Consider the following 20,756-nt stretch of genomic DNA (forward strand, 5'->3'; position numbering starts at 1 on the left):
GCTCGTCGGGTGGGGGCATCCTGTCACAGCTTTCCCGGGCCGACTAGCCCGTTTGACGCGGCGCGCGGATCAGCGATCCCGCCCCGTGATCGGTGAAAAGTTCCAGAAGACAGGCGTTCGGCGCGCGCCCGTCCAGGATCACCACGGCCCGCACACCGCCTTCGATGGCGGCCAGCGCGGTTTCGGTCTTGGGGATCATGCCGCCCGCGATCACGCCTTCTTCGGTCAGCGCGCGGATATGGTCGGGCGTCAGTTCGGTCACCACCTCGCCGCCCGCATCCTTGACCCCGGCCACATCGGTCAGCAGCAGGAGCCGGTCGGCCTTGAGTGCAGCGGCAATCGCACCCGCCGCGGTGTCGCCATTGACGTTGAAGGTCTCGCCCTCGCGGCCCGCACCGATGGGGGCCACGACCGGGATCATGCCCGCGTCGAACAGGCTGTGCAGCACGCGGGGGTTCACCTCCGACGGTGTGCCGACATAGCCCAGCGAGGCGTCGGTCTGATCGCAGATCATCAGCCCGCCATCCTTGCCCGACAGCCCCACCGCACGGCCGCCCTGATCGTTGATCGCCTGCACGATGCGCTTGTTCACGCGGCCCGAGAGGACCATTTCCACCACCTCGACGGTGGCGGCGTCGGTCACCCGCTTGCCGCGCACGAACTCGGACTGCACGCCAAGCCTGGCCAGCATCTCGTTGATCATCGGCCCGCCGCCATGCACCACAACCGGGTTCACGCCGACCTGGCGCATCAGGACGACATCGCGCGCGAAACTCTCCATCTCCTTGTCGTCGCCCATGGCATGGCCGCCGAACTTGATGACGACGATGGCGCCCGTATAGCGCTGAAGATAGGGAAGCGCCTCGGACAGCGTCCGGGCGGTGGCGATCCAGTCGCGATTCATGGCGGTCTGTTTTCTCATCTGGCATGTCCGGCTTCTGGGCGCATGTGTTATCCCGCCCGGACCCGCGCGCCAAGGGTGATTGTCTTTTTGCAATGCGCGCGTAGGGTTGCGCGGCCAGAGGGAAATGCGCGATGGACCAGAAGATCCTGCTCTTGACCGGTGCAAGCCGGGGAATCGGCCATGCCACGGTCAAACGCTTCTCGGCCGAGGGATGGCGGGTTCTGACCTGTTCGCGCCAGCCCTTCGACCCGCGCTGCCCCTGGCCCGGCGGGGCCGAGAACCATATCCAGATCGACCTGGCCGATGCCGCCGCGACGAAACGCGCGATCGAGGTGATCCGCGGCAAGCTGCCCGAGGGCAAGTTGCATGCGCTGGTCAACAATGCCGGGATCTCGCCCAAGACGGAAACGGGCGGGCGGCTGAACACGCTGGAAACCGACCTGCGCACCTGGGGACATGTGTTCAACGTGAACTTCTTTGCCTCGATCGTTCTGGCGCGCGGGCTTCAGGATGAACTTGTCGCGGCGAAAGGTGCGGTCGTGAACGTGACCTCGATCGCGGGCAGCCGGGTGCATCCCTTTGCGGGTGCGGCCTATGCCACGTCCAAGGCCGCGCTGGCCGCGCTGACCCGCGAGATGGCGCATGATTTCGGGCCGCTGGGGGTCAGGGTGAACGCCATCGCACCGGGCGAGGTCGATACCTCTATCCTGTCGCCCGGTACCGAAAGGATCGTCGAGACCCTGCCCTTGCGCCGCCTTGGCCAGCCCGACGAGGTGGCAAGCGTGATCCATTTCCTCTGTTCCGACGAGTCGAGCTATGTCACCGGAACCGAGATCGAGGTGAATGCCGGGCAGCACGTCTGAGGCCGGTGGCCTCAGCCGATGCCCGCGATGATCGCGCGCAGCGTGGCGATGCCGTCGCCCTTTTCCGACGAGGTCAGCACGATTTCGGGAAAGGCCGCCGGGTGGCGGGCCAGCGCGCCGCGCACCTGGTCCAGCACCTTCTCGCGGTCCTTGTCCTTCACCTTGTCGGCCTTGGTCATCACCACCTGAAAGGTCACCGCCGCCCCGTCGAGCAGGCGCAGGATCTCCTCGTCCACCGCCTTGACCCCATGGCGCGTGTCGATCAGCACGAAGGCGCGGCGCAGGGTCTGGCGGCCCGCCAGATAGGCCTTGAGCAGCCGCTGCCATTTCTCGACCACCGCCACCGGCGCCTCGGCATAGCCATAGCCGGGCAGGTCCACCAGGTAATGGCGCTCGCCCAGGGTGAAGTAGTTGATTTCCTGCGTGCGCCCCGGCGTGTTCGAGGCCCGCGCCAGCGCCTTGCGCCCTGTCAGCGCGTTGATCAGGCTCGACTTGCCCACATTCGAGCGGCCCGCGAAACAGATCTCGGCTCGGTCGGCAGGCGGCAGCCCGTCCATCGCGACCACGCCTTTCAGGAAATCGACGGGTCCGGCGAACAGCTTGCGCCCGTATTCGGCGGCCTCTGTGTCGGGCTCGGGGGCCAGCGGGAAGGGCAGGGTGGTCATCGTGCGGCCTCCAGCGCGGTCAGGTCGCTGCCGCGTATGGCGTTCAGGTTGCGGTCGATCTTTTCGGTTGGCCAGTCCCACCACGCGATGGCCAGAAGCCGCGCGATGGTGGCGTCGTCGAAGCGGCGCCGAACCTCGCGCGCGGGATTGCCGACGACCACGGCATAGGGCCGTACGTCGGAGGCGACCACCGCCCCAGCGGCGATGATCGCACCCGCGCCGATGGTCACGCCCGGTATCAGCCGCGCCTCGGTTCCGATCCAGACATCGGGGCCGATCACGGTGTCGCCGCGGTTCTCGGCTTCCCATGTCGCGGGGTCGAACCCCTGTTCCCACCCGCCGCCGAAGATGTTGAACGGAAAGGTGGAAAAGCCCGACATCGCATGGGTGCCGCCATTCATGTGGATCTGCACGCCATGGGCAATGGCAACGAAATCGCCGATCACCAGCCGGTCGCCGACGAAATCGAAATGATGCAGCACGTTGCGGTCAAAGAAATCGCCGGTTTGGTGGCGGTCGTCGTAATAGGAATAGCGCCCCACGGCGACATTGGCGCGCCCCTCGGCCAGCGGACGCAGGAAGGTAACGGCGGGGGCCGCCGCCATCGGGTGCAGGCGGTTCGGATCGGGGGCCATCAGAGCAGCTCCACCCGGTCGTCCAGCGCCACGCGCCCGCCGGCGACCACCTTTGCATAGACGCCCAGATCGGTATGGCCCCAATGCGAGTCCAGTACGCCCAGCGTGTCGGTATCGCGCTTGCCGGTCTCGGGGTTGACGGTGGTTGCCATGCAACGCCCGATCCGCTCGCAGATCTCGACCTCGGCCGCGCCCAGACGCAGCCGCCGGCCGATCCAGTCGAATTCTTCCCAGGGGGCCAAACCTTCGACCCAGAAATTCCCGCGAAACCGCCGCGGATCAAGCGGGCGGCCCACCGCATCCGACAGTGCCCGCAGCGAGGACAGGCCCAGAATGCTGACCGAGGGGAAATCGGTATCGGTCATCCCCCGCCCCGGCACCCGCACGATTCGTACCGGGGCCGCGCGGTCCGCGGGCATCAGCGGCGCCACCCAGTCGAGAAAGGCCGCGGCCTCGCGGTCGGGGGAAAAGGTCAGGTCGGGCCGCGCCGGATGGCTCAGCGTCACGGTTTCCGCCGCCTCGTCCAGCCGCGCCATGATCGCCATCAGTTCCGGCGCCTTCGCCCCGCGCGAGAAATTCGCACATGGCGCCCAATCGGTACCATCGGTGCGGGCGGCGTCATGCGCCACCGCCCATTCCCTGTCCCAGGGCAGCGGGCGCCCCGGCTCCAGCGTGACTGCCCCGAGCGCCTCTGCACCGTGCCCCTTGACGGGATGGCGCCAGATTTGCGCGAGGCGGGCCGTCATTTCTTGCTCGGCTCGGGCTTCTTCTTCTGGAAGCTCGATCGGATATTGCCGAACACGTCCGGTTTGTAGCCATGGCTGCGCATGATCACGTATTGCTGGACGAAGGTGATCAGGTTGTTCGCGATCCAGTAGATGATCAGGCCAGAGGCAAAGCCGCCCAGCATGAACATGAAGATCCAGGGCAGCCAGGCAAAGACCATGGCCTGGGTCGGATCGGTCGGCATCGGGTTCAGCTTCTGTTGCAGCCACATCGAGACGCCGAAGATCAGCGGCAGGATACCGATGAAGACCAGCGCCAGGATCGAGCCGGGCACCGGCGCATCCCAGGGCAGCAGCCCGAACAGGTTGAAGATCGAGGACGGGTCAGGCGCCGACAGATCCTTGATCCAGCCGATCCAGGGCGCATGCCGCAGTTCGATGGTGACGAAGATCACCTTGTAGAGCGAGAAGAAGATCGGGATCTGCACCAGCAGCGGCAGACAGCCCGCCGCCGGGTTCACCTTTTCCTTCTTGTAAAGCGCCATCATCTCCTGCTGAAGCTTCTGGCGGTCGTCGCCTGCGCGCTCCTTGATCTTCTCCATCTCGGGCTGAAGTTCCTTCATCTTCGCCATCGAGGTGTAGGACTTGTAGGCCAGCGGCAGCACCGCAGCCTTGATGATCAGCGTCAGCGCGATGATCGCCCAGCCCATCGCACCGGCCACGCCCAGTTGCACCAGGCTCGCATGCAGCCAGTGCAGCAGCCAGAAGATCGGCTTGGTGAAGAAGAAGAACCAGCCCCAGTCGATCGAGTCGATGAAGCGGTAGATACCCTGCTCGCGCTCGTAGCCGCGGATCGTCTCCCACTCCTTGGCACCGGCAAACAGCATCGATTCCGAGGTCACGCTTTCGCCCGGCGCCAGCGTGAACAGCGGCATGCGGGTTTCCACCTGATAGATGTCCGCGCCCTCGACATATTTCACGACCGAGGTGAATGGCTGGCCCGGCTGCGGGATCAGCGTCGTCATCCAGTACTTGTCAGTGAAGCCGATCCAGCCGTTCTGCTCGACCGGCACGATCTCGGCGCGCGCGGCCTCGCGGTCCATGAAGGACAGGTCGACCAGCTTCTTGTATTTCAGTTCCGACAGCTCGTTGTCGGCCTGCCGTACAACGCCCTCGTGCAGGATGAAGAAGTTCACCGTGTCAGGCTTGCCATGACGCGCGACGATGCCATAGGGCGCCAGACGCACGGTCTCGCCGCTGCGGTTCTCGACGCTCTGCGCGATGGTGAACAGGTAATCCTCGTCCACGCTGATCGTGCGGCGGAAGACCAGCCCGGCGCCGTTGTCCCAGACCAGCGTCACGGGACGGTTCACCCCAAGCGTGCTGCCGCTCTCGACGGTCCATTCGGTATTGGCGCCCGGCACCTGCTCATAGCTCAACTGCCCGGCCGGGGCCCAGCCATGCAGCGCGTAATAGGGGCGCGCGCTGCCGACCGGCGACAAGAGCCCGACAATGCCCGAATCCGGGTCGATCGTCTCGTTGTAATCCTTCAGCGCAAGCTGGTCGATCCGCCCCCCCAGCAGCGAGATCGCCCCGGTCAGGCGCGGGGTGTCGATCTCGAGCCGCGGCACATCGGTCCCGGGGGCGGTTTCGGCGGCGGCCGCGGGCGGTGCCTCTCCGGTGGTGGCGGCAGGCGGCGTCAGTGCCATGCCGGGCACGGCGCTTTCGGCGGGCGTGCCAGGAACGGCCTCGCTGCTTTCGACCGCAACCTGCTCGGGTTCGGGGAACCACTCGGGCATGACCCTCGGCCCGACGGTGTACCACAGAAGGATCACCAGAAAGCTCAGCGCCGTCGCAAAGAGAAGGTTCTTGCCTTGTTCGTCCATGGGAAACCGCCGCCCTGTCCGTTGGAGGTGTGCGTGGTTCAACAGATTGCGCCCGGCGAGGTCAAGCGGTTTTGCCGACGCATGCGGGCGGGTTCGCGCCTGCCTGTCCCCGCGCCCGGCGCATCGCTGTCCCGGACACGAACAGTCCGGCTTTCCTCTTGGCAAAAATACCCAAATCTCGACCGTGCGGCCAGGCGCGCCGTCAGGGCAGGGGCGGGACGTTTCCGGCTGCGGGGGCGGGCCGCGTCAGCCCCGCGAAATCGAACAGCGCCGGGTCAAGAAGGTGTGAGGGTCGCGCGTTCATCAGCGCGCGGAACATCTTCTGGCGGCGGCCGGGATGGTTCGCCTCCCACTGGTCGAGCAGCGCCTTGACCTGCATCCGCTGCAACCCGTCCTGGCTGCCGCACAGGTTGCAGGGGATCACCGGATAGTTCATCGCGCGCGCGAAGCGTTCGCAATCTGCCTCGGCGACATGGGCCAGCGGGCGATAGACGAACAGATCGCCTTCCTCGTTCACCAACTTGGGCGGCATCGTTGCCAGCCGCGAGCCATGGAAAAGGTTCATGAAAAAGGTTTCAAGGATGTCGTCGCGATGATGGCCCAGCACGATGGCCGAACAGCCTTCCTCGCGAGCGATCCGGTAAAGATGGCCGCGCCGCAGCCGTGAGCAGAGCGCGCAATAGGTCCGGCCTTCGGGCACCTTGTCCATCACGATGGAAAAGGTGTCGCGATACTCGATCCGGTGCGGCACCCCCATTCGGGTCAGGAACTCGGGCAGCACGGTCGCCGGAAAGCCCGGCTGGCCCTGGTCGAGATTGCAGGCCAGAAGGTCCACGGGCAACAGCCCGCGCCATTGCAATTCGTGAAGCGCGGCCAGCAGCGTGAAGCTGTCCTTGCCGCCAGACAGGCAGATCAGCCAGCGCGCGCCGCGTTCGATCATGCCGTATTGCTCGATCGCCTCGCGGGTCTGGCGCACGATCCGCTTGCGCAGCTTGCGGAACTCGATCGAAGAGGGCGCACCGAAGAACAGCGGGTGGATATCGTCTTCGGCATCGTCAAGCATGGCGCGCGCATCCTGGGGTCGGAATTGCACGCCATATCGCAAGCGCCGGGCCGCGCGTAAAGTCCTTTGCGATTCGCGCCTTCGGGGCGAGAGTGGGGCGTCCTTGCAGGCTACGGGAGAAGATAGGCCATGGATTACGTCTTCAGCGTGCGCAACATCCGCCGCGGCACGTTCGGCTCGGAACCCGGAGCGAGCCATTTCCTCGAGGTGCCGCAAGACGCCGCCGCGCCCGACCCCGCACACCGGATCACCAAGCGCGACTGGTTCGCCAAGGTCCAGGACAAGGCGAAATCCGGCATGCTCGACGGTCATCCGGCGGGCGATATCGTGATGTATGTCCATGGCTACAACAACAGCCAGACCACGATGCTGGCCCGCCACCGCAAGATCCGCAGGGGGCTGGAGGCGCATGGCTTCGGCGGTGTCGTGGTCAGCTTTGACTGGCCCAGCGCGGACAGCGCGCTGAACTATCTCGAGGACCGCACCGACGCCAAGAAGACCGCGTTCCGTCTGGTGGACGAGGGCATCGCGTCCTTCGCGGCGCTGCAACGCCCCGATTGCCGGATCAACATGCACCTGCTGGCCCATTCCATGGGCTGCTATGTCCTGCGCGAGGCGTTCGACGATGCCGATGACCGCCCGGCCGTCGCCGCCCATAGCTGGTCGGTCAGCCAGATCATGCTGGTCGGCGCCGACGTGTCGGTCGACTCGATGGAGGAGGGCAATCCGAAAAGCTCGTCGCTTTATCGCCACTGCGTCCGGCTGACGAACTACTACAACCCCTATGACAACGTTCTCTCGCTGTCGCACATCAAGCGGATCGGCGTGTCGCCGCGGGCGGGGCGGGTCGGCTTGCCCGACCGGCGGCCCGAGAAGGCGGTGAACATCTATTGCGGTGATTATTTCGACCGCCACAAGGACATGCTGGGCGACCATCCGAACGTCGCGCATAGCTGGTATTTCGACGATGCCCATTTCCTGCAGGACGTGTTCCTGACGGTGCAGGGCGCCATGGACCGGCACGAATTCCCGACCCGGTTGCCCACGACCCAGGGCAATCTGGCGCTCCGGCCCTGAGCCTCAGCCGTCCTGCGCCTTGTTCTTCGGTTCGGGCACCGGATCATAGCCGCAGCCGCCCCACGGGTTGCAGCGCAGGATGCGCCAGGCTGCCATCGCGCCGCCCTTGATCGCGCCATGCTTTTCCAGCGCCTCCAGCGCGTAGGCCGAGCAGGTCGGCTGATAGCGGCAGTTGAACCCGACCCATGGGCTGAGGATCAGCCGATAGGCCCGGATCGGCAAGGCCAGCAGGCGGGCCAGCGGGGTCATCGCGCGCGCCCATGCACCTTGGCCAGCGCGCGTTTAAGGTCGGCCTGCATGGCGGCGAAATCGCGGGTGGCGGTGATCTCGGGCCTGCCGACCAGGACGTAATCCCAGCCTTCGCGGCCATGGGCGGGCAGAACCAAGCGGGCAATCTCGCGCAAGCGGCGCTTGGCGCGGTTGCGGGCGACGGCGTTTCCGACCTTCTTCGAGCAGGTGAAACCGACGCGGATGCGCTCGGCCTCGGCCTCGCCCTCGGCGCGTTCGCGGGCCTGAAGGATGAAACCGGGCGCGGACTGACGTAGGGCGCGTGCGGCACGCAGGAAATCGACGCGCTTGCACAGCACCTTCGGACACAGAGAAGCCGCCGCAGGCGTTTCCGTGGACCCCGGCGTTTCGCCTGCCACGTTCGCCCCCGGCGGTCTCATTGTGTCCGGACTGGTCGGCGCGTGTCTTACGCGCTCAGCCGCTTGCGGCCGCGGGCGCGGCGGGCGTTCAGGATCTTGCGGCCGGCCTTGGTGGCCATGCGCGCACGGAAGCCATGGCGCCGCTTGCGGACCAGGTTCGAGGGCTGGAAGGTGCGTTTCATCGCGCTTCGCTCCGTTCGCTCAGGCCCAAACCGCGTGCGGATTCGAAGGCCCCATGTTGTTCGAAGCCCGGTCTTTAGGGGGTCGGGCCGGACAAGTCAATTCATCCCTGCACGGAATTGTTGCAACAGATGGCGGATTCCATGGCCCCGAATGTTACGGCCGCGTTGCGAATCCCTGCCAAAGCCTGTCCCTTTCGTCACCGCCGATCAAGGCCGCGTGAGGCCCCTGTCAGGAGCATGGCCCGCGGCGCATCTTGCGAGGGCGCGAGACAAGCCGGAAAGAGCCCGAAGGATGAGCGACATGACCGACACGCCAAGGCCCGGCCTGGCCCGCCGCCTGCCGCTGATCGCGATCCTGCTGGTCGCGGCATTGGGGGCGCTGACGCTGCGCGAGCATTTGTCCTTCCAGGCGCTGGCCGAGCATCGCGAGGCGCTGATCGCGTTTCGCGACACCCATCTGGTTGCGACCGTCCTGGGCTTTCTGGCCGCCTATGTGCTGATCGTCGCCTTCTCGCTGCCCGGGGCGCTGGTGGCGACGCTGACGGGGGGCTTCCTGTTCGGGCTGTTCCCGGGCGTGCTGTTCAACGTCAGCGCCGCGACCCTTGGCGCCGTCCTGATCTTCCTTGCGGCCCGCGCCGGGCTGGGCGAACGGCTGGCCGCGCGGCTCGACGCCTCCGAAGGCCGGGTCAAGCGGCTGCGCGAGGGGCTGCGCGAGAACGAACTGTCGGTCCTGTTCCTGATCCGGCTGGTGCCTGCCGTGCCCTTCTTCGTGGCGAATCTGTTGCCCGCGCTGGTCGGCGTGCGGCTCGACCGGTTCGCGCTGACCACCTTCTTCGGCATCATGCCCGGCGCGCTGGTCTACACTTGGGTCGGCGCCGGGCTGGGCGAGGTGCTGGCCCGCGGCGAGAGCCCGAATCTGGGCCTGATCTTCGAGCCGCATATACTCGGACCCCTCCTCGGCCTTGCCGCGCTGGCCGCGCTGCCGATGATGGTCCGCCTTGTCCGCAAGGCCCGCTGAGATGGCGCGCATCAGGACCGATCTGTGCATCCTCGGCGCAGGCTCGGGCGGGCTGTCGCTGGCGGCGGGGGCGGTGCAGATGGGCGCCCGCGTCGTGCTGGTCGAGGGGCACCGGATGGGCGGGGATTGCCTGAACTATGGCTGCGTGCCCTCCAAGGCATTGCTGGCGGCGGCGAAACAGGCCCAGAGCATGCGGCAGGGCGGCTGCGGCATCCCGGGGGTCGCGCCGCAGATCGACTACGCCGCGGCCATGGCCCATGTGCAGGCCACCATCGCCACCATCGAACCCCATGACAGCGTCGAACGGTTCGAGGGGCTGGGCGTGCGCGTCATCCCGGCCTGGGGCCGCTTCCTGAACGAAGGCGAGGTCGAGGCCGGCGGGCACATCATCCGCGCTCGCCGCTTCGTGATCGCCACCGGCGCGCGCCCCTCCATCCCGCCGATCCCGGGGCTCGATAAGGTGCCCTATCTGACGAACGAAACGCTGTTCGACCTGCGCGAGCGGCCCGGCCACCTGCTGATCCTTGGCGGCGGCCCGATCGGCATGGAAATGGCGCAGGCGCATCGGCGGCTGGGCGCCGAAGTCACCGTGATCGAGGCCGAGCGCGCGCTGAACCGCGAAGACCCCGAACTTGCCGCCATCGTTCTGGACCGTCTGCGCGCCGAAGGCGTCCGGCTGATCGAGGGCACCCGGGCCGAGCGCATCAGCGGCCAGCCCGGCGCCGTAACGGTCGAGACCGCCCGGGGCCCGCTCACCGGCACCCATCTTCTGGTCGCGACCGGCCGCCTGCCCGCGCTCGACCGGCTGGACCTTGCCGCGGCGGGGATCGAGGCCACGCAAGCCGGGGTCAGCGTCGGCCCCGACCTGCGCAGTTCCAATCGCCGCGTCTATGCCATCGGCGATGCGGCGGGGGGGATGCAGTTCACCCATGTCGCGGGCTATCACGCGGGCGTCGTGATCCGCCCGATCCTCTTGGGCCTGCCCGCAAGGGCCGGGACCGCCCATATTCCCCAGGTCACCTATACCGACCCCGAACTTGCGCGGATCGGCCCGACCGAGGCCGAGGCCCGCGCGACGCATGGCCCGCGGCTGGAAATTGCCCGCTTCGCCTTTTCGGGCAATGACCGCGCCATCGCCACCGGCCGGACCGAGGGGCTGATCAAGGTGATGGTCCTCCGGGGCCGCCCCATCGGTGTGTCCATCGCGGGCGAGGGGGCGGGGGATCTGATCGGGCTGTGGGCGTTCGCGCTCGCCAATGGGCTGAAGATGGCCGATATCGCGAAGATGGTTGCGCCTTATCCGACGCTGGGCGAGGTTAGCAAGCGGGCGGCAGGTGCGTACTTCTCGCCCAGATTGTTCGAGAATCCCTGGGTCAAACGGGCCGTTCGCATCACGCAGCGCCTCTTGCCCTGAGCCCTGGGGGGCATGGGCGTGTGTGATGTTCCTGAATTCGCTCTCCGGCCGGTTCCTGATGCTGACGATCCTGTTCGTCATGCTGGCCGAAGTGCTGATCTTCCTGCCCTCCATTGCGCGGTTCCGCGAGGATTACCTGCTGTCGCGGCTGGAACGGGCGCAGATCGCCTCGCTTGCACTTCTGGTCACCGACGAGATGATCGACGAGGATATCGAGGCGGAACTGCTGGCCAATGCGGGCGTCTACAACGTCGCGTTGCGCCGCGATCAGGCGCGCGAACTGGTCCTGTCCTCGCCGATCCCCGAGCCGGTCCACCAGAGCTATGACCTGCGCGACCCGGGCGCGGTCGAACTGATCGTGGATGCGTTGCACGAGCTTACCGATCCGGTCCCGCGCGTGATCCGCGTGATCGGCGAACCGGTGCGCGATGCGGGCCTGCTGATCGAGGTCACGATGGGCACCGAATCGCTGCGCGCGGCGATGATCGAGTACGGGTTGCGCATCCTGTGGCTCTCTGCGGTGATCTCGGTGATGACGGCGCTGTTGCTGTTCCTTGCGGTCCAGCGGCTGATGGTGACGCCGATCCGGCGCGTCGTGCGCGCCATGCAGCTTTACGCCGAGGCGCCCGAGGACACCCGCCGCATCATCTCGCCCACCGCCCGGGTGCGCGAGTTGAACGAGGCCGAAACCGCGTTGCAAAGCCTTCAGAACGAACTGACCGGCGCGCTGCGCCAGAAGGAACGGCTGGCCCAGCTTGGCGCCGCCGTCGCCAAGATCAGCCACGATCTGCGCAACATCCTGGCCACCGCCCAGTTGTTCGCCGACCGGATGGAGGCCAGCGAGGATCCGGGCGTCAAGCGTGCCGCGCCCAAGATCGTCGGCGCGATCAGCCGCGCGGTGAACCTGTGCGAGACGACGCTGGCCTTTGGCCGCGCGCAGGAACCGCCGCCCCGGCTGGAACGGGTGCGGCTGGCCGCCATCGTCAACGATGTGGTGGATGCCGAACGGCTGGCTGCGGGCGACGAGGATATCAGCTTTGCCGAGGATGTGCCCGCGGGGCTGGTGCTGCGCGCCGATCCCGAACAGCTGCACCGCGTCCTGACCAACCTGATCCGCAATGCGCGTCAGGCGATTCTGGCCAGCGGCAAGCCCGGCGAGATCGGTATCCGCGCCGAGGAGGACGAGGCCACCTGGACCATCCATGTCACCGATACCGGCCCTGGGCTGCCGCCCAAGGCGCGCGAGCATCTGTTCCAGCCCTTTCAGGGCGGCACCCGCAAGGGCGGCACGGGGCTCGGCCTTGCGATCTCGGTCGAACTGGTGCGCGGCCATGGCGGAGCGCTGGTGCTGCGCCGCTCGGACGCCACCGGCACCGATTTCGAGATCAGGCTGCCGAAATCCGAAGCGGTGCTGTTCGGACAGGACCAGAAGGCTTCGTGATCCGTTGCACCGCGCGGTCGGTTTGCCCCTTGCAATGCCCCGGCGCGGGCGTTACATCCCCCTTCCACGCGCTGGTAGCTCAGTTGGATAGAGTACTTGACTACGAATCAAGGGGTCGGGGGTTCGAATCCTCCCCAGCGCGCCACCTCTCCCGCAATGAGCTGATTTAGCGGCGCTTTTTTGTGGCGTTTGCACTTTGCGCGGGGGAGTTTGCAACGTTCTGTTCCTGTTCCTCCCCCATCACGGCCGCCTGGCGCTGAGTCGCGCGCGTGCAGTGCTCGGCCTCCTCCAGAGTGACGTGGCCCGTCCAGACGGCGATCTGGTGGGGCGTGGCGCCCGCCTCGGCCAGCGCACCACCTCTCCCTACCCAATTCTTGGCCCGGCAACCTGCTGATCCGAATCGGGGCAACCCGTTCATCCGGCCCGATTTTCTGCTCCTGACGCTCTGCGGGCGGCCTGGCACCCCTGCCTGAACCGGTTTCAAGCCCTCACAACGCCCCGGGGCCGCGTATCAGCGTCGCAGGGGGGCCGACTCTGGATGCCATTGGCGTCGGGGCGCGCTATTGTCCCGCGTGGTCGGCGGCGCTGCGCTGTCCCGAGGGGAAAGGCCCCTTCGGGACGGGCTGATGCTTCATGGCCTGCGCGGGCGGTATCTGGGGCCCCCGCCGGAACCCTCAGGAGGACGTCCTGCCGTGGGGCGTGTGTGCTGCGCCCGGGCAGCGGACAGAAAAAGGATGGAAGATGGCCAATAACTCTCAAAACCTGATCCGGCTGATCGTTGCCGCTCCGGCGATCGGTCTTGCGATCGTCGCCGTGAACTACAGCTCTGCCCCGCCGCCCGCCCCGGCCCCCGCCGTCGAGGCTCCGGCCGAGGACGCGGTCGTCGAGGACGCGATCGCCGAAGAGGCCGTTGCCGAGGAAGTGACCGAGGAAGAAGCCGCCGAGGACGCCGCCGAAGAGGCGCCGGCCGAGGAAGAGGTCACTGAAGAAGCCGCTGCGGAAGAAGTCGTCGCGGAAGAGGCTGCCGAAGCGGTCGCCGAGGAAGCCGTCGAAGAGGCTGCCGCGGAAGAAGAAGTTGCGGAAGAGGCCGTTGAGGAGGAAGCCGTCGAGGACGTTGCCGAGGAAGCCGCCGTCGAGGCGCCCGCGGTCGACACGCCGGAAGCCGTCGCCTCTGCCATGAGCCTGGCCGAGCAGGCCGCTGCGCTGGCCGCGGAGTATTCCGACCTTGCCGCCCGCGCCGCGGCGCTTGCCGGCCTGTCCGCCGCCATCGTCGAGGCACCGGCGGAAGAAGCGGTCGCCGAGGAAGTGACCGAAGAGGCCGCGGAAGAAGCGGCTGCCGAGGAAGTGACCGAAGAAGCCGCGGAAGAAGCGGTCGCCGAGGAAGTGACCGAGGAAGCCGCGGAAGAAGCGGTCGCCGAGGAAGTGACCGAAGAAGCCGCGGAAGAAGCGGTCGCCGAGGAAGTGACCGAGGAAGCCGCGGAAGAAGCGGTCGCCGAGGAAGCGACCGAAGAAGCTGCGGAAGAGGCGGTAGCCGAGGAAGTGACCGAAGAAGCCGCGGAAGAAGCGGTCGCCGAGGAAGTGACCGAAGAAGCTGCGGAAGAAGCGGTTGCCGAGGAAGCGACCGAGGAAGCTGCGGAAGAGGCGCCCGCCGAGGAAGTGACCGAGGAAGCTGCGGAAGAGGCGGCGGCCGAGGAAGTGACCGAAGAAGCCGCGGAAGAAGCTGCGGCCGAGGAAGCTGCCCCCGCCGTCATGGCCGTGGCCTTCAGCGGCGATCCGGCCGCGGGCGAGGCGGCGTTCCGTCAGTGCACCACCTGCCACACGGTCACCAACCCGGCGGGCGAAATGCTGGCGGGCCGTGGCCTGGCGGTTGGTCCGAACCTCTACGGTGTTGCAGGCCGTCCGGCCGGCGAGGTCGAGGGCTTCAAATACTCGGCTTCCATGGCGGCGGCCGGGGCTGCGGGTCTTGTCTGGACCGAGGACCAGTTCGTGAGCTATGCGGGCAACCCGACCGCGTTCCTGCGCGAATACCTTGCCGATCCCCGCGCGCGTGGTGCCATGACCCACCAGGTCCGCCGCGAGCAGGAATCCTTTGACGTCTACGCCTATCTCGCCACGCTGGCGCAATAAGGCCCATCCGGCCCGCGTGGCCTGGACGTCCTGAACAAGAAGCCCCGTCCCGGCCACGCGCCGGGGCGGGGTTTATCTTGTCAGACCGGCGTAAAGCATCGGCAGCCGTTCGGGCAGGCGCTCGACATTTTCCAGAACCAGATAGTTCCGCTGCCCGAAGATCTGCGCCACATACTGATCGGCGCGCGGATCGAGCGTCAGGCAGAACGGGATAACGCCCATCCGCGCCACCTCCTGCACCGCGGCGCGGGCGTCCTGGCGCAGGTATTGCGGATCGCGCGCGTCGATATCGGCAGGCGCCCCGTCGGTGATGACCAGCATCAGCTTCTTGTTCGCCGCCACCCGGTTCAGATGCGCCCCGGCATGGCGGATCGCGGCGCCCATGCGGGTGGAAAGCCGCCCCTCCATCCCGGCAAGGCGGGCCTTGGGCAGATCGCCCCAAGGTTGGTCGAAATCCTTGTAGCGCAGGTAGAAGACATTGTGCCGCCCGTCCGAACAGAAGCCGTGCAGCGCAAAGGCATCGCCGACCTTGTGGATCGCCTCGGACAGCAGGACGGTGGCGGCGCGGGTCAGGTCCAGAACGGTCTGATCCTGCCCCGCCACCTTGTCATTGGTAGATTCCGACAGATCCAGTAGCGTCATCACCGCAATGTCGCGGACCTTGCGCACGGATCGCATCATCACCCGCGGATCGGGCTGCTGGCCCATGCGGATATCGACCATCGCCTGCAAGGCGGCGTTGATGTCCAGTTCGTCCCCGTCCTCGAGCTTGCGGATGCGCTGTACGCCCTGCGGCTGCATCGCGTCCAGCAGGTGGCGCATGCGCTGGGTCAGCTTGCGGTTCTCGGTCAGGATCGCGTCGATCTCGGCCGGATCGCCCAGCCGCGGGCGCTTTTCCAGCACGGTCGCCCAGGCCGGGCGGGCCATCTGGATCTGATAATCGAACTCGTCATAGAAGACCGGGGGCGCGACCGGCTCCTTGCCTTCCTTCTCGTTGAAGGAAATGCCGTTATCGTCGAACAATTCGTTCTCGGCGACCCAGATTTCCTGTGCATCCTCGCCCGCGGTCTCGACCTCGACCTCGTTCACCATCTCCATCAGCGAGACATATTTGCGAACCTGTTCCGGGGCCTGCGCAAATCCCTTGTCCCAGTCGATTTCTTCGAATTCCCAGACATAGCGGTTGTCGTCGCGATAGGGCGCACCCTGAACGTCGCGATACGCGGAATAGGGCCGGTCGCGCAGCCGATGGGCAAGCTCCAGCCCCAGATCGCGGGACATGCTAGAATCCGACAGTTCGGCCCCGGCGATCCGCTCCCGCGCCCAGAGTGCCAGCGGATCCTCGGTCGGCCAGTCTGGAGCCAGCAGGGCCAGCGCGATCCGGTCGAACTGCGCGCCCATCGACCCGTCATCCGTGGGCGCGTGGAACCGCCGCCACAGATCGCGCAGGCGGGGAAAGCGCGCGATGGCCAGCGTTTCCACCCGCGCATCCTCGATCAGCCCGATGCACGCCTGTTGCAGCGCGTTCAGACCATCCCCCGGGATCGCGGCCGTGGTCGCAACCACATGGGCGGCGGCATGCGCGGCGGCAGCGCGATAGAGATCGAGCCCCGGCACGCCCCGCCAGTCGTCATAGGCATCCGGCAGGTGCAGGAACCAGTCCGCGATGAAGGGGCGCACGCCTTCGCGGCTTTCGAAATCGCCCGCGGTGGGGCGCATCAGGAAATCCCGGCCCCAGAGCGCGCGCAGATACATCCCGATCCGGCGATGGATATCGACGAACAGCGTGCCTTTGCGTTCCTTTTGCAGCACGGCCTGCGATTCCGCGCTTTCCAGCCCGAAATAGCGCGTCAGTTCCTCGAAATCCGTGCGATGCGCCTGCGCGCCCCAATTGGCCCAGCGCCTGAGCCCGCCCAGCGTCAGCACATCCAGCAATTCCTCCAGATGCTCCAGCATGGGCCTCAGGCCGCGCGGGGCCTGGGCCAGAAGCTGGTTCAGCAATTGCAGATAGGCGCGAAACAGATCCGGGTCGGACAGCCGGCGCGATGCGACGGGCGCGGTCGCGATCACCCGCTCGATCACTGCCCCCGAGGTGCGCGAGGCAAAGCCCAGCAGCGTCTGGGCGAAATCGGGGATCACATCCTCGCCCAGATCGCGGGCAAGCGTCGGGGCCACCTCGATCCAGGTGCGCACGATATGATCGCCGCGCCCCATATGGCCCAGCGCGACCGCGCCCTTCAGCCAGTTGTCCAGCCCCCGCGGCGACAGCACCCGGATCGCATCGGGCCAGCACTGGTCGAGGATCGCGTGCTGGGCCTCGTCCAGTTCGGCGGTCAGCTCGGCGAAATCGGCGAGCGTGGCCATGGTCTAGAAATAGGTGGTGACGGCCGCGTCCAGCGCGTCGCGCATGTCCGGGTCGTCGGTGATGGGGCGCACCAGCGCCATCTGGCAGGCGGCGACAGCAGGAATGCCCTGCGCCATCAGCGACCCGGCATGGATCAGCATCCGCGTGGAAATGCCTTCGTCCAGCCCGTGCCCCTTGAGGTTGCGCGCACGTTCCGCGATCGACACCAGCTTGTCGGCGTCCTTCGGGTCCACGCCTGCCTCATGGGCGACGATCTCGACCTCCACGGCATGGTCGGGATAGTTGAAATCCAGCGCGCCGAAGCGTTGCTTGGTGGATTGCTTCAGATCCTTCATCAGGCTCTGATAGCCCGGGTTGTAACTGATGACGAGGTGGAAATCCGGATGCGCGCGCAGCAATTCCCCTTTCTTCTCAAGGGGAAGCACGCGGCGATTGTCGGTCAGCGGGTGGATCACTACGGTCGTGTCCTGGCGGGCCTCGACGATCTCGTCGAGGTAACAGATCGCCCCGTGCCGCGCCGCGAAGGTCAGCGGCCCGTCCTGCCAGCGCGTGCCATCGGCATCCAGCAGGAACCGGCCCACGATGTCGGAGGCGGTCATGTCCTCGTTGCAGGCCACCGTGACCAGCGGCTTGCCCAGCTTCCAGGCCATGTGCTCGACAAAGCGGGTCTTGCCGCAGCCTGTCGGGCCTTTCAGCATCACCGGCATCCTGGCGGCATAGGCCGCCTGAAACATCGTGACCTCGTTCGCGACGGGGCGGTAATAGGGCTCGGCCGCCACGCGGTATTGCTCGATCATCTCGTTCATTCTCGCCTCCGCTCGGGGTGCCCGCCGCGCAGATCACGCGGCGGGCAGATGTCTCAGACCGGGGTGCCGCGATAGACCACCATGTTCGCGCCCTGGCTCTGGCTGAAATTGTTGTAGCCGATCAGGCGGACATGGTTGTCCGGGTTCGCCTCGTGACAGGCCTTCAGTTCGGCCAGGATCACGTCGACATCGGTTTCCCCGAACATCGGCAGCTTCCACATGTACCAGAAATTCGACATCGCATATTCCGGCTCGGTGTGTTCGATGGCCGGGTTCCAGCCATGTTTCACGATCCATTCCACCTGCTTGCGAATCTGCGCGTCATCCATCGGCGGCAGATAGGAAAAGGTGCCCATCTTGCGGCTTGCGGGATCCGACAGCCGCGAATTGTAGTCCTGAACCTTGCTCATATTCTCTCTCCCTCTGGGCGATCAGCGGTGCTGGGTGTCCAGCTTGTCCACGGTGTCGAACTCGAACTTGATCTCCTTCCACGTTTCCATGGCGATCTTCAGTTCGGGGCTGTGCTGGGCGGCGGCGATCAGGATGTCCTTGCCCTCCTTCTCGATCTCGCGGCCCTCGTTGCGCGCCTGCACGCAGGCTTCCAGCGCCACCCGGTTGGCCGCGGCACCCGCCGCGTTGCCCCAAGGGTGGCCCAGCGTGCCGCCGCCGAATTGCAGCACCGAGTCGTTGCCGAAGATCGAGACCAGCGCCGGCATGTGCCAGACATGGATCCCGCCCGAGGCCACCGGGAACAGGCCCGGCATCCCGCCCCAGTCCTGATCGAAGAAGATCCCGCGCGAGCGGTCTTCCTTGATGTATCGGTCGCGCATCAGGTCGATCCAGCCCAGCGTCGCCTCGCGGTCGCCTTCCAGCTTGCCGACGACGGTGCCCGAATGCAGGTGGTCGCCACCCAGCAGGCGCAGCAGTTTCGTCAGCACGCGGAAGTTGATGCCGTGGTTCGGGTTGCGGTCCATCACCGCATGCATGGCGCGGTGAACGTGCAGCAGCAGCCCGTTGTCCCGGCACCATTTCGACAGCGAGTTATGCGCCGCCCATCCGATTGTCAGGTAATCCGACATGATGATCGGCGTGCCGATCTCCTTGGCGTATTCGGCGCGCTTGAACATCTCTTCCACGGTCGGCGCGGTCACGTTCATGTAGTGACCCTTGCGCTCGCCGGTCTCGATCTCGGCCTTCTCGATGGCTTCCTGGCAGAAATCGAAGCGGTCGCGCCAGCGCATGAAGGGCTGGCTGTTCACATTCTCGTCGTCCTTGGTGAAGTCGAGACCGCCGCGAAGGCATTCATAGACCGCGCGGCCGTAATTCTTGGCCGACAGGCCCAGTTTCGGCTTGATCGTGCAGCCCAGCAGCGGGCGGCCATACTTGTCCAGCTTGTCGCGCTCGACCTGGATGCCGTGGGGCGGGCCGAAGCAGGTCATCACGAACCACAACGGGAAGCGCACGTCCTCAAGTCGCAGTGAGCGCACCGCCTTGAAGCCGAACACGTTGCCCACGATCGAGGTGAACACGTTGACGACCGAGCCTTCCTCGAACAGGTCCATCGGGTAGGCGATGAAGGCGTAGAACGCATCATCCGAACCGGGCACATCCTCGATCGCGTAGGCGCGGCCCTTGTAATAGTCCAGATCGGTCAGAAGGTCGGTCCAGACCGTCGTCCAGGTGCCGGTCGAGCTTTCGGCCGCGACCGCAGCGGCGGCTTCCTCGCGGTCCACGCCGGGCTGCGGGATCACCTTGAACACGGCCAGAACGTCGCTGTCCTTCACCTTGTAATCGGGTTCCCAATAGGTCGACCGGTATTCCTTCACACCGGCATCGTATTTCTTGGCAGACATGGTGCCTCCTCCGCGAATGATCCGTCATCGCCCGATCCGAGTCGGGTCGCGGGCACTATGGCGGCTTGTGTCATTATGGAAAAATGAATAGTTCTTATTTCCAGAATAGACGAAAGATTATGATCCATGCCCGTCACCATCCGCCAGTTCCGCGTCTTCCAGTCCGTCGCCCGGCATGAAAGCTACACCCGCGCCGCCGAGGAACTGAACCTGACCCAGCCCGCCGTCTTCGCCCAGGTCCGCCAGCTCGAGGACCGGCTGGGCATGGTGCTGCTCGACCGGGTGGGCAAGCGGATGTTCCTGACCGATGCCGGCCGCGTCGTGCTGGAGGGCGCGCGCGAGACGCTCGAAGGGCTGGAGCGGATGAAGATGCGGCTGGCCGACATGCGCGGGCTGCGCGAGGGGCGGCTGCGGCTCGCTATCGTGTCCACCGCGCAGTATTTCATGCCCCGGCTGCTGGGCGATTTCTGCACCCGAAATCCCGGCATCGAGGTCGCACTGACCGTGACCAACCGCCAGGCGATCCTCGACCGGCTGGGGGCCAGCGAGGACGATCTGTGCGTGCTGGGCACCGTGCCCGACGGGCTGGACGTGATCGCCACCGCGATTGCCGACAACCCCATCGTCGCGATCGCGCGCTACGATCACCCGCTGGTCGGTGAACGCAACATCGCGCCCGAACGGCTGGCGCTGGAACCCTTCATCCTGCGCGAAGCGGGCTCGGGCACGCGGCTTGCCGCCGAACGCTTCTTCCGCGCCCGCGGGCTGACACTGCCGATGCGGATGGAACTGGGCTCGAACGAGGCGATCAAGCAGGCGGTGATCGGCGGGCTGGGGCTGGCGATGCTCTCGCGCGACACGCTCGCGCTGGAGGGTCAGACCGGCGTTCTACAGGTGCTGGATCTGGCCGGTTTCCCGCTGATGCGGCAATGGCAGGTCGCCTATCCGCGCGGCAAGCACCTGTCGGTCGCGGCCGAGGCGTTCATGGATCATCTTGTCACCCATGCCCGCGCCGCGGTCGAGGCCGGCCCCGAACTGCCCCCCGCGCTGCCGGCAAAGATGGGCGGGAAGGTCGCCTGAACCGG

Annotated in this window: 20 protein-coding genes and 1 tRNA gene; 8 read left to right on the plus strand and 13 right to left on the minus strand. The window is 66.5% G+C overall.

Going from position 1 to position 20,756, the window contains the following annotated elements; translation table 11 throughout:
* Window positions 1-43: 43 nt before the first annotated feature.
* A complete protein-coding gene (gene argB, locus GH815_RS07835; RefSeq protein WP_153748213.1) occupies window positions 44-922 on the minus strand; it encodes an acetylglutamate kinase in 879 nt (292 codons plus the stop codon).
* Window positions 923-1,035: 113 nt separating this feature from the next.
* Here argB and GH815_RS07840 point away from each other — a divergent pair, with 113 nt between their 5' ends.
* Window positions 1,036-1,767 carry an SDR family NAD(P)-dependent oxidoreductase gene (locus GH815_RS07840; RefSeq protein ID WP_153748214.1) on the plus strand — a complete coding sequence of 244 codons (732 nt, stop codon included), beginning with the start codon at window positions 1,036-1,038 and terminating at the stop codon, window positions 1,765-1,767.
* A gap of 11 nt (window positions 1,768-1,778) precedes the next feature.
* Here the strand turns inward: GH815_RS07840 and yihA are convergent, their stop codons facing one another.
* The 5 genes from yihA to ttcA all read right to left on the minus strand — a co-directional run bounded on the left by yihA (window position 1,779) and on the right by ttcA (window position 6,741).
* A complete protein-coding gene (yihA, locus tag GH815_RS07845) occupies window positions 1,779-2,432 on the minus strand; it encodes a ribosome biogenesis GTP-binding protein YihA/YsxC (RefSeq protein ID WP_153748215.1) in 654 nt (217 codons plus the stop codon).
* Window positions 2,429-3,067 carry a CatB-related O-acetyltransferase gene (locus GH815_RS07850; protein ID WP_153748216.1) on the minus strand — a complete coding sequence of 213 codons (639 nt, stop codon included), beginning with the start codon at window positions 3,065-3,067 and terminating at the stop codon, window positions 2,429-2,431. Before GH815_RS07850 ends, yihA begins: the two co-directional genes overlap by 4 nt.
* The gene (locus tag GH815_RS07855) at window positions 3,067-3,813 is read right to left on the minus strand and encodes an MOSC domain-containing protein (protein WP_153748217.1); all 747 of its coding nucleotides are present in this window, start codon (window positions 3,811-3,813) and stop codon (window positions 3,067-3,069) included. Before GH815_RS07855 ends, GH815_RS07850 begins: the two co-directional genes overlap by 1 nt.
* Window positions 3,810-5,678: a membrane protein insertase YidC gene (gene yidC, locus GH815_RS07860; protein WP_153748218.1), complete on the minus strand. Its 1,869-nt coding sequence runs from the start codon at window positions 5,676-5,678 to the stop codon at window positions 3,810-3,812. Before yidC ends, GH815_RS07855 begins: the two co-directional genes overlap by 4 nt.
* Window positions 5,679-5,880: 202 nt before the next feature.
* On the minus strand, window positions 5,881-6,741 hold the full coding sequence (gene ttcA, locus GH815_RS07865; protein WP_153748219.1) for a tRNA 2-thiocytidine(32) synthetase TtcA: 861 nt from the start codon (window positions 6,739-6,741) through the stop codon (window positions 5,881-5,883).
* Between the two features lie 129 nt (window positions 6,742-6,870).
* Between ttcA and GH815_RS07870 the strand changes: the two genes are divergently transcribed.
* Window positions 6,871-7,818: an alpha/beta hydrolase gene (locus tag GH815_RS07870; protein WP_153748220.1), complete on the plus strand. Its 948-nt coding sequence runs from the start codon at window positions 6,871-6,873 to the stop codon at window positions 7,816-7,818.
* A gap of 3 nt (window positions 7,819-7,821) precedes the next feature.
* Here GH815_RS07870 and yidD read toward each other — a convergent pair whose 3' ends face one another.
* Genes yidD through rpmH form a run of 3 tightly spaced genes read right to left on the minus strand, consistent with a single transcriptional unit; the run spans window position 7,822 to window position 8,647 of the window.
* Window positions 7,822-8,067 carry a membrane protein insertion efficiency factor YidD gene (yidD, locus tag GH815_RS07875; RefSeq protein WP_153748221.1) on the minus strand — a complete coding sequence of 82 codons (246 nt, stop codon included), beginning with the start codon at window positions 8,065-8,067 and terminating at the stop codon, window positions 7,822-7,824.
* Window positions 8,064-8,486: a ribonuclease P protein component gene (gene rnpA, locus GH815_RS07880; RefSeq protein ID WP_153748222.1), complete on the minus strand. Its 423-nt coding sequence runs from the start codon at window positions 8,484-8,486 to the stop codon at window positions 8,064-8,066. Before rnpA ends, yidD begins: the two co-directional genes overlap by 4 nt.
* A gap of 26 nt (window positions 8,487-8,512) precedes the next feature.
* On the minus strand, window positions 8,513-8,647 hold the full coding sequence (gene rpmH / locus GH815_RS07885) for a 50S ribosomal protein L34 (protein WP_132462430.1): 135 nt from the start codon (window positions 8,645-8,647) through the stop codon (window positions 8,513-8,515).
* Between the two features lie 292 nt (window positions 8,648-8,939).
* Between rpmH and GH815_RS07890 the strand changes: the two genes are divergently transcribed.
* The 5 genes from GH815_RS07890 to GH815_RS19165 all read left to right on the plus strand — a co-directional run bounded on the left by GH815_RS07890 (window position 8,940) and on the right by GH815_RS19165 (window position 14,647).
* On the plus strand, window positions 8,940-9,665 hold the full coding sequence (locus GH815_RS07890; RefSeq protein WP_153748223.1) for a TVP38/TMEM64 family protein: 726 nt from the start codon (window positions 8,940-8,942) through the stop codon (window positions 9,663-9,665).
* Between the two features lies 1 nt (window position 9,666).
* The gene (locus tag GH815_RS07895) at window positions 9,667-11,079 is read left to right on the plus strand and encodes a dihydrolipoyl dehydrogenase family protein (protein WP_153748224.1); all 1,413 of its coding nucleotides are present in this window, start codon (window positions 9,667-9,669) and stop codon (window positions 11,077-11,079) included.
* A 25-nt stretch (window positions 11,080-11,104) separates the two neighbouring features.
* Entirely contained in the window at window positions 11,105-12,520 is a 1,416-nt protein-coding gene (locus GH815_RS07900) for a sensor histidine kinase (protein WP_153748225.1), read from the plus strand.
* Between the two features lie 68 nt (window positions 12,521-12,588).
* A tRNA-Arg gene (locus GH815_RS07905) sits at window positions 12,589-12,665 on the plus strand.
* Between the two features lie 488 nt (window positions 12,666-13,153).
* Window positions 13,154-14,647 carry a c-type cytochrome gene (locus tag GH815_RS19165; protein WP_246176355.1) on the plus strand — a complete coding sequence of 498 codons (1,494 nt, stop codon included), beginning with the start codon at window positions 13,154-13,156 and terminating at the stop codon, window positions 14,645-14,647.
* Between the two features lie 72 nt (window positions 14,648-14,719).
* Here GH815_RS19165 and GH815_RS07915 read toward each other — a convergent pair whose 3' ends face one another.
* The 4 genes from GH815_RS07915 to GH815_RS07930 are packed head-to-tail and all read right to left on the minus strand — an operon-like array spanning window position 14,720 to window position 19,671.
* Window positions 14,720-17,011 (minus strand): nitric oxide reductase activation protein NorD, encoded by a 2,292-nt coding sequence (locus GH815_RS07915; RefSeq protein ID WP_153748226.1) that lies wholly within the window; start codon window positions 17,009-17,011, stop codon window positions 14,720-14,722.
* A 3-nt stretch (window positions 17,012-17,014) separates the two neighbouring features.
* On the minus strand, window positions 17,015-17,818 hold the full coding sequence (locus tag GH815_RS07920) for a CbbQ/NirQ/NorQ/GpvN family protein (RefSeq protein WP_153748227.1): 804 nt from the start codon (window positions 17,816-17,818) through the stop codon (window positions 17,015-17,017).
* A gap of 53 nt (window positions 17,819-17,871) precedes the next feature.
* Window positions 17,872-18,228, minus strand: a complete 357-nt coding sequence (locus tag GH815_RS07925) for a ribulose bisphosphate carboxylase small subunit (protein ID WP_132695484.1) — start codon at window positions 18,226-18,228, stop codon at window positions 17,872-17,874.
* A gap of 21 nt (window positions 18,229-18,249) precedes the next feature.
* A complete protein-coding gene (locus tag GH815_RS07930; protein ID WP_153748228.1) occupies window positions 18,250-19,671 on the minus strand; it encodes a form I ribulose bisphosphate carboxylase large subunit in 1,422 nt (473 codons plus the stop codon).
* A 126-nt stretch (window positions 19,672-19,797) separates the two neighbouring features.
* On the opposite strand from GH815_RS07930, the gene GH815_RS07935 reads away from it, so the two are divergent.
* Window positions 19,798-20,751 (plus strand): LysR family transcriptional regulator, encoded by a 954-nt coding sequence (locus tag GH815_RS07935; RefSeq protein WP_153748229.1) that lies wholly within the window; start codon window positions 19,798-19,800, stop codon window positions 20,749-20,751.
* Window positions 20,752-20,756 lie beyond the last annotated feature (5 nt).

The organism is Rhodovulum strictum (assembly GCF_009649175.1).
Classification (GTDB): Bacteria; Pseudomonadota; Alphaproteobacteria; order Rhodobacterales; family Rhodobacteraceae; genus Rhodovulum; species Rhodovulum strictum.

Excerpts from the sequence above, each read along its gene's own strand:
- GH815_RS07890 (WP_153748223.1), top strand. The coding sequence starts at position 8,940 with ATGAGCGACATGACCGACACGCCAAGGCCCGGCCTGGCCCGCCGCCTG.
- rnpA (WP_153748222.1), bottom strand. The coding sequence starts at position 8,486 with ATGAGACCGCCGGGGGCGAACGTGGCAGGCGAAACGCCGGGGTCCACG.
- GH815_RS07840 (WP_153748214.1), top strand. The coding sequence starts at position 1,036 with ATGGACCAGAAGATCCTGCTCTTGACCGGTGCAAGCCGGGGAATCGGC.
- GH815_RS07930 (WP_153748228.1), bottom strand. The coding sequence starts at position 19,671 with ATGTCTGCCAAGAAATACGATGCCGGTGTGAAGGAATACCGGTCGACC.
- ttcA (WP_153748219.1), bottom strand. The coding sequence starts at position 6,741 with ATGCTTGACGATGCCGAAGACGATATCCACCCGCTGTTCTTCGGTGCG.
- GH815_RS07915 (WP_153748226.1), bottom strand. The coding sequence starts at position 17,011 with ATGGCCACGCTCGCCGATTTCGCCGAGCTGACCGCCGAACTGGACGAG.
- GH815_RS07900 (WP_153748225.1), top strand. The coding sequence starts at position 11,105 with ATGTTCCTGAATTCGCTCTCCGGCCGGTTCCTGATGCTGACGATCCTG.
- GH815_RS19165 (WP_246176355.1), top strand. The coding sequence starts at position 13,154 with ATGGCCTGCGCGGGCGGTATCTGGGGCCCCCGCCGGAACCCTCAGGAG.
- GH815_RS07920 (WP_153748227.1), bottom strand. The coding sequence starts at position 17,818 with ATGAACGAGATGATCGAGCAATACCGCGTGGCGGCCGAGCCCTATTAC.
- rpmH (WP_132462430.1), bottom strand. The coding sequence starts at position 8,647 with ATGAAACGCACCTTCCAGCCCTCGAACCTGGTCCGCAAGCGGCGCCAT.
- GH815_RS07925 (WP_132695484.1), bottom strand. The coding sequence starts at position 18,228 with ATGAGCAAGGTTCAGGACTACAATTCGCGGCTGTCGGATCCCGCAAGC.
- yihA (WP_153748215.1), bottom strand. The coding sequence starts at position 2,432 with ATGACCACCCTGCCCTTCCCGCTGGCCCCCGAGCCCGACACAGAGGCC.
- GH815_RS07895 (WP_153748224.1), top strand. The coding sequence starts at position 9,667 with ATGGCGCGCATCAGGACCGATCTGTGCATCCTCGGCGCAGGCTCGGGC.
- argB (WP_153748213.1), bottom strand. The coding sequence starts at position 922 with ATGAGAAAACAGACCGCCATGAATCGCGACTGGATCGCCACCGCCCGG.
- yidC (WP_153748218.1), bottom strand. The coding sequence starts at position 5,678 with ATGGACGAACAAGGCAAGAACCTTCTCTTTGCGACGGCGCTGAGCTTT.
- GH815_RS07870 (WP_153748220.1), top strand. The coding sequence starts at position 6,871 with ATGGATTACGTCTTCAGCGTGCGCAACATCCGCCGCGGCACGTTCGGC.
- GH815_RS07850 (WP_153748216.1), bottom strand. The coding sequence starts at position 3,067 with ATGGCCCCCGATCCGAACCGCCTGCACCCGATGGCGGCGGCCCCCGCC.
- GH815_RS07935 (WP_153748229.1), top strand. The coding sequence starts at position 19,798 with ATGCCCGTCACCATCCGCCAGTTCCGCGTCTTCCAGTCCGTCGCCCGG.
- GH815_RS07855 (WP_153748217.1), bottom strand. The coding sequence starts at position 3,813 with ATGACGGCCCGCCTCGCGCAAATCTGGCGCCATCCCGTCAAGGGGCAC.
- yidD (WP_153748221.1), bottom strand. The coding sequence starts at position 8,067 with ATGACCCCGCTGGCCCGCCTGCTGGCCTTGCCGATCCGGGCCTATCGG.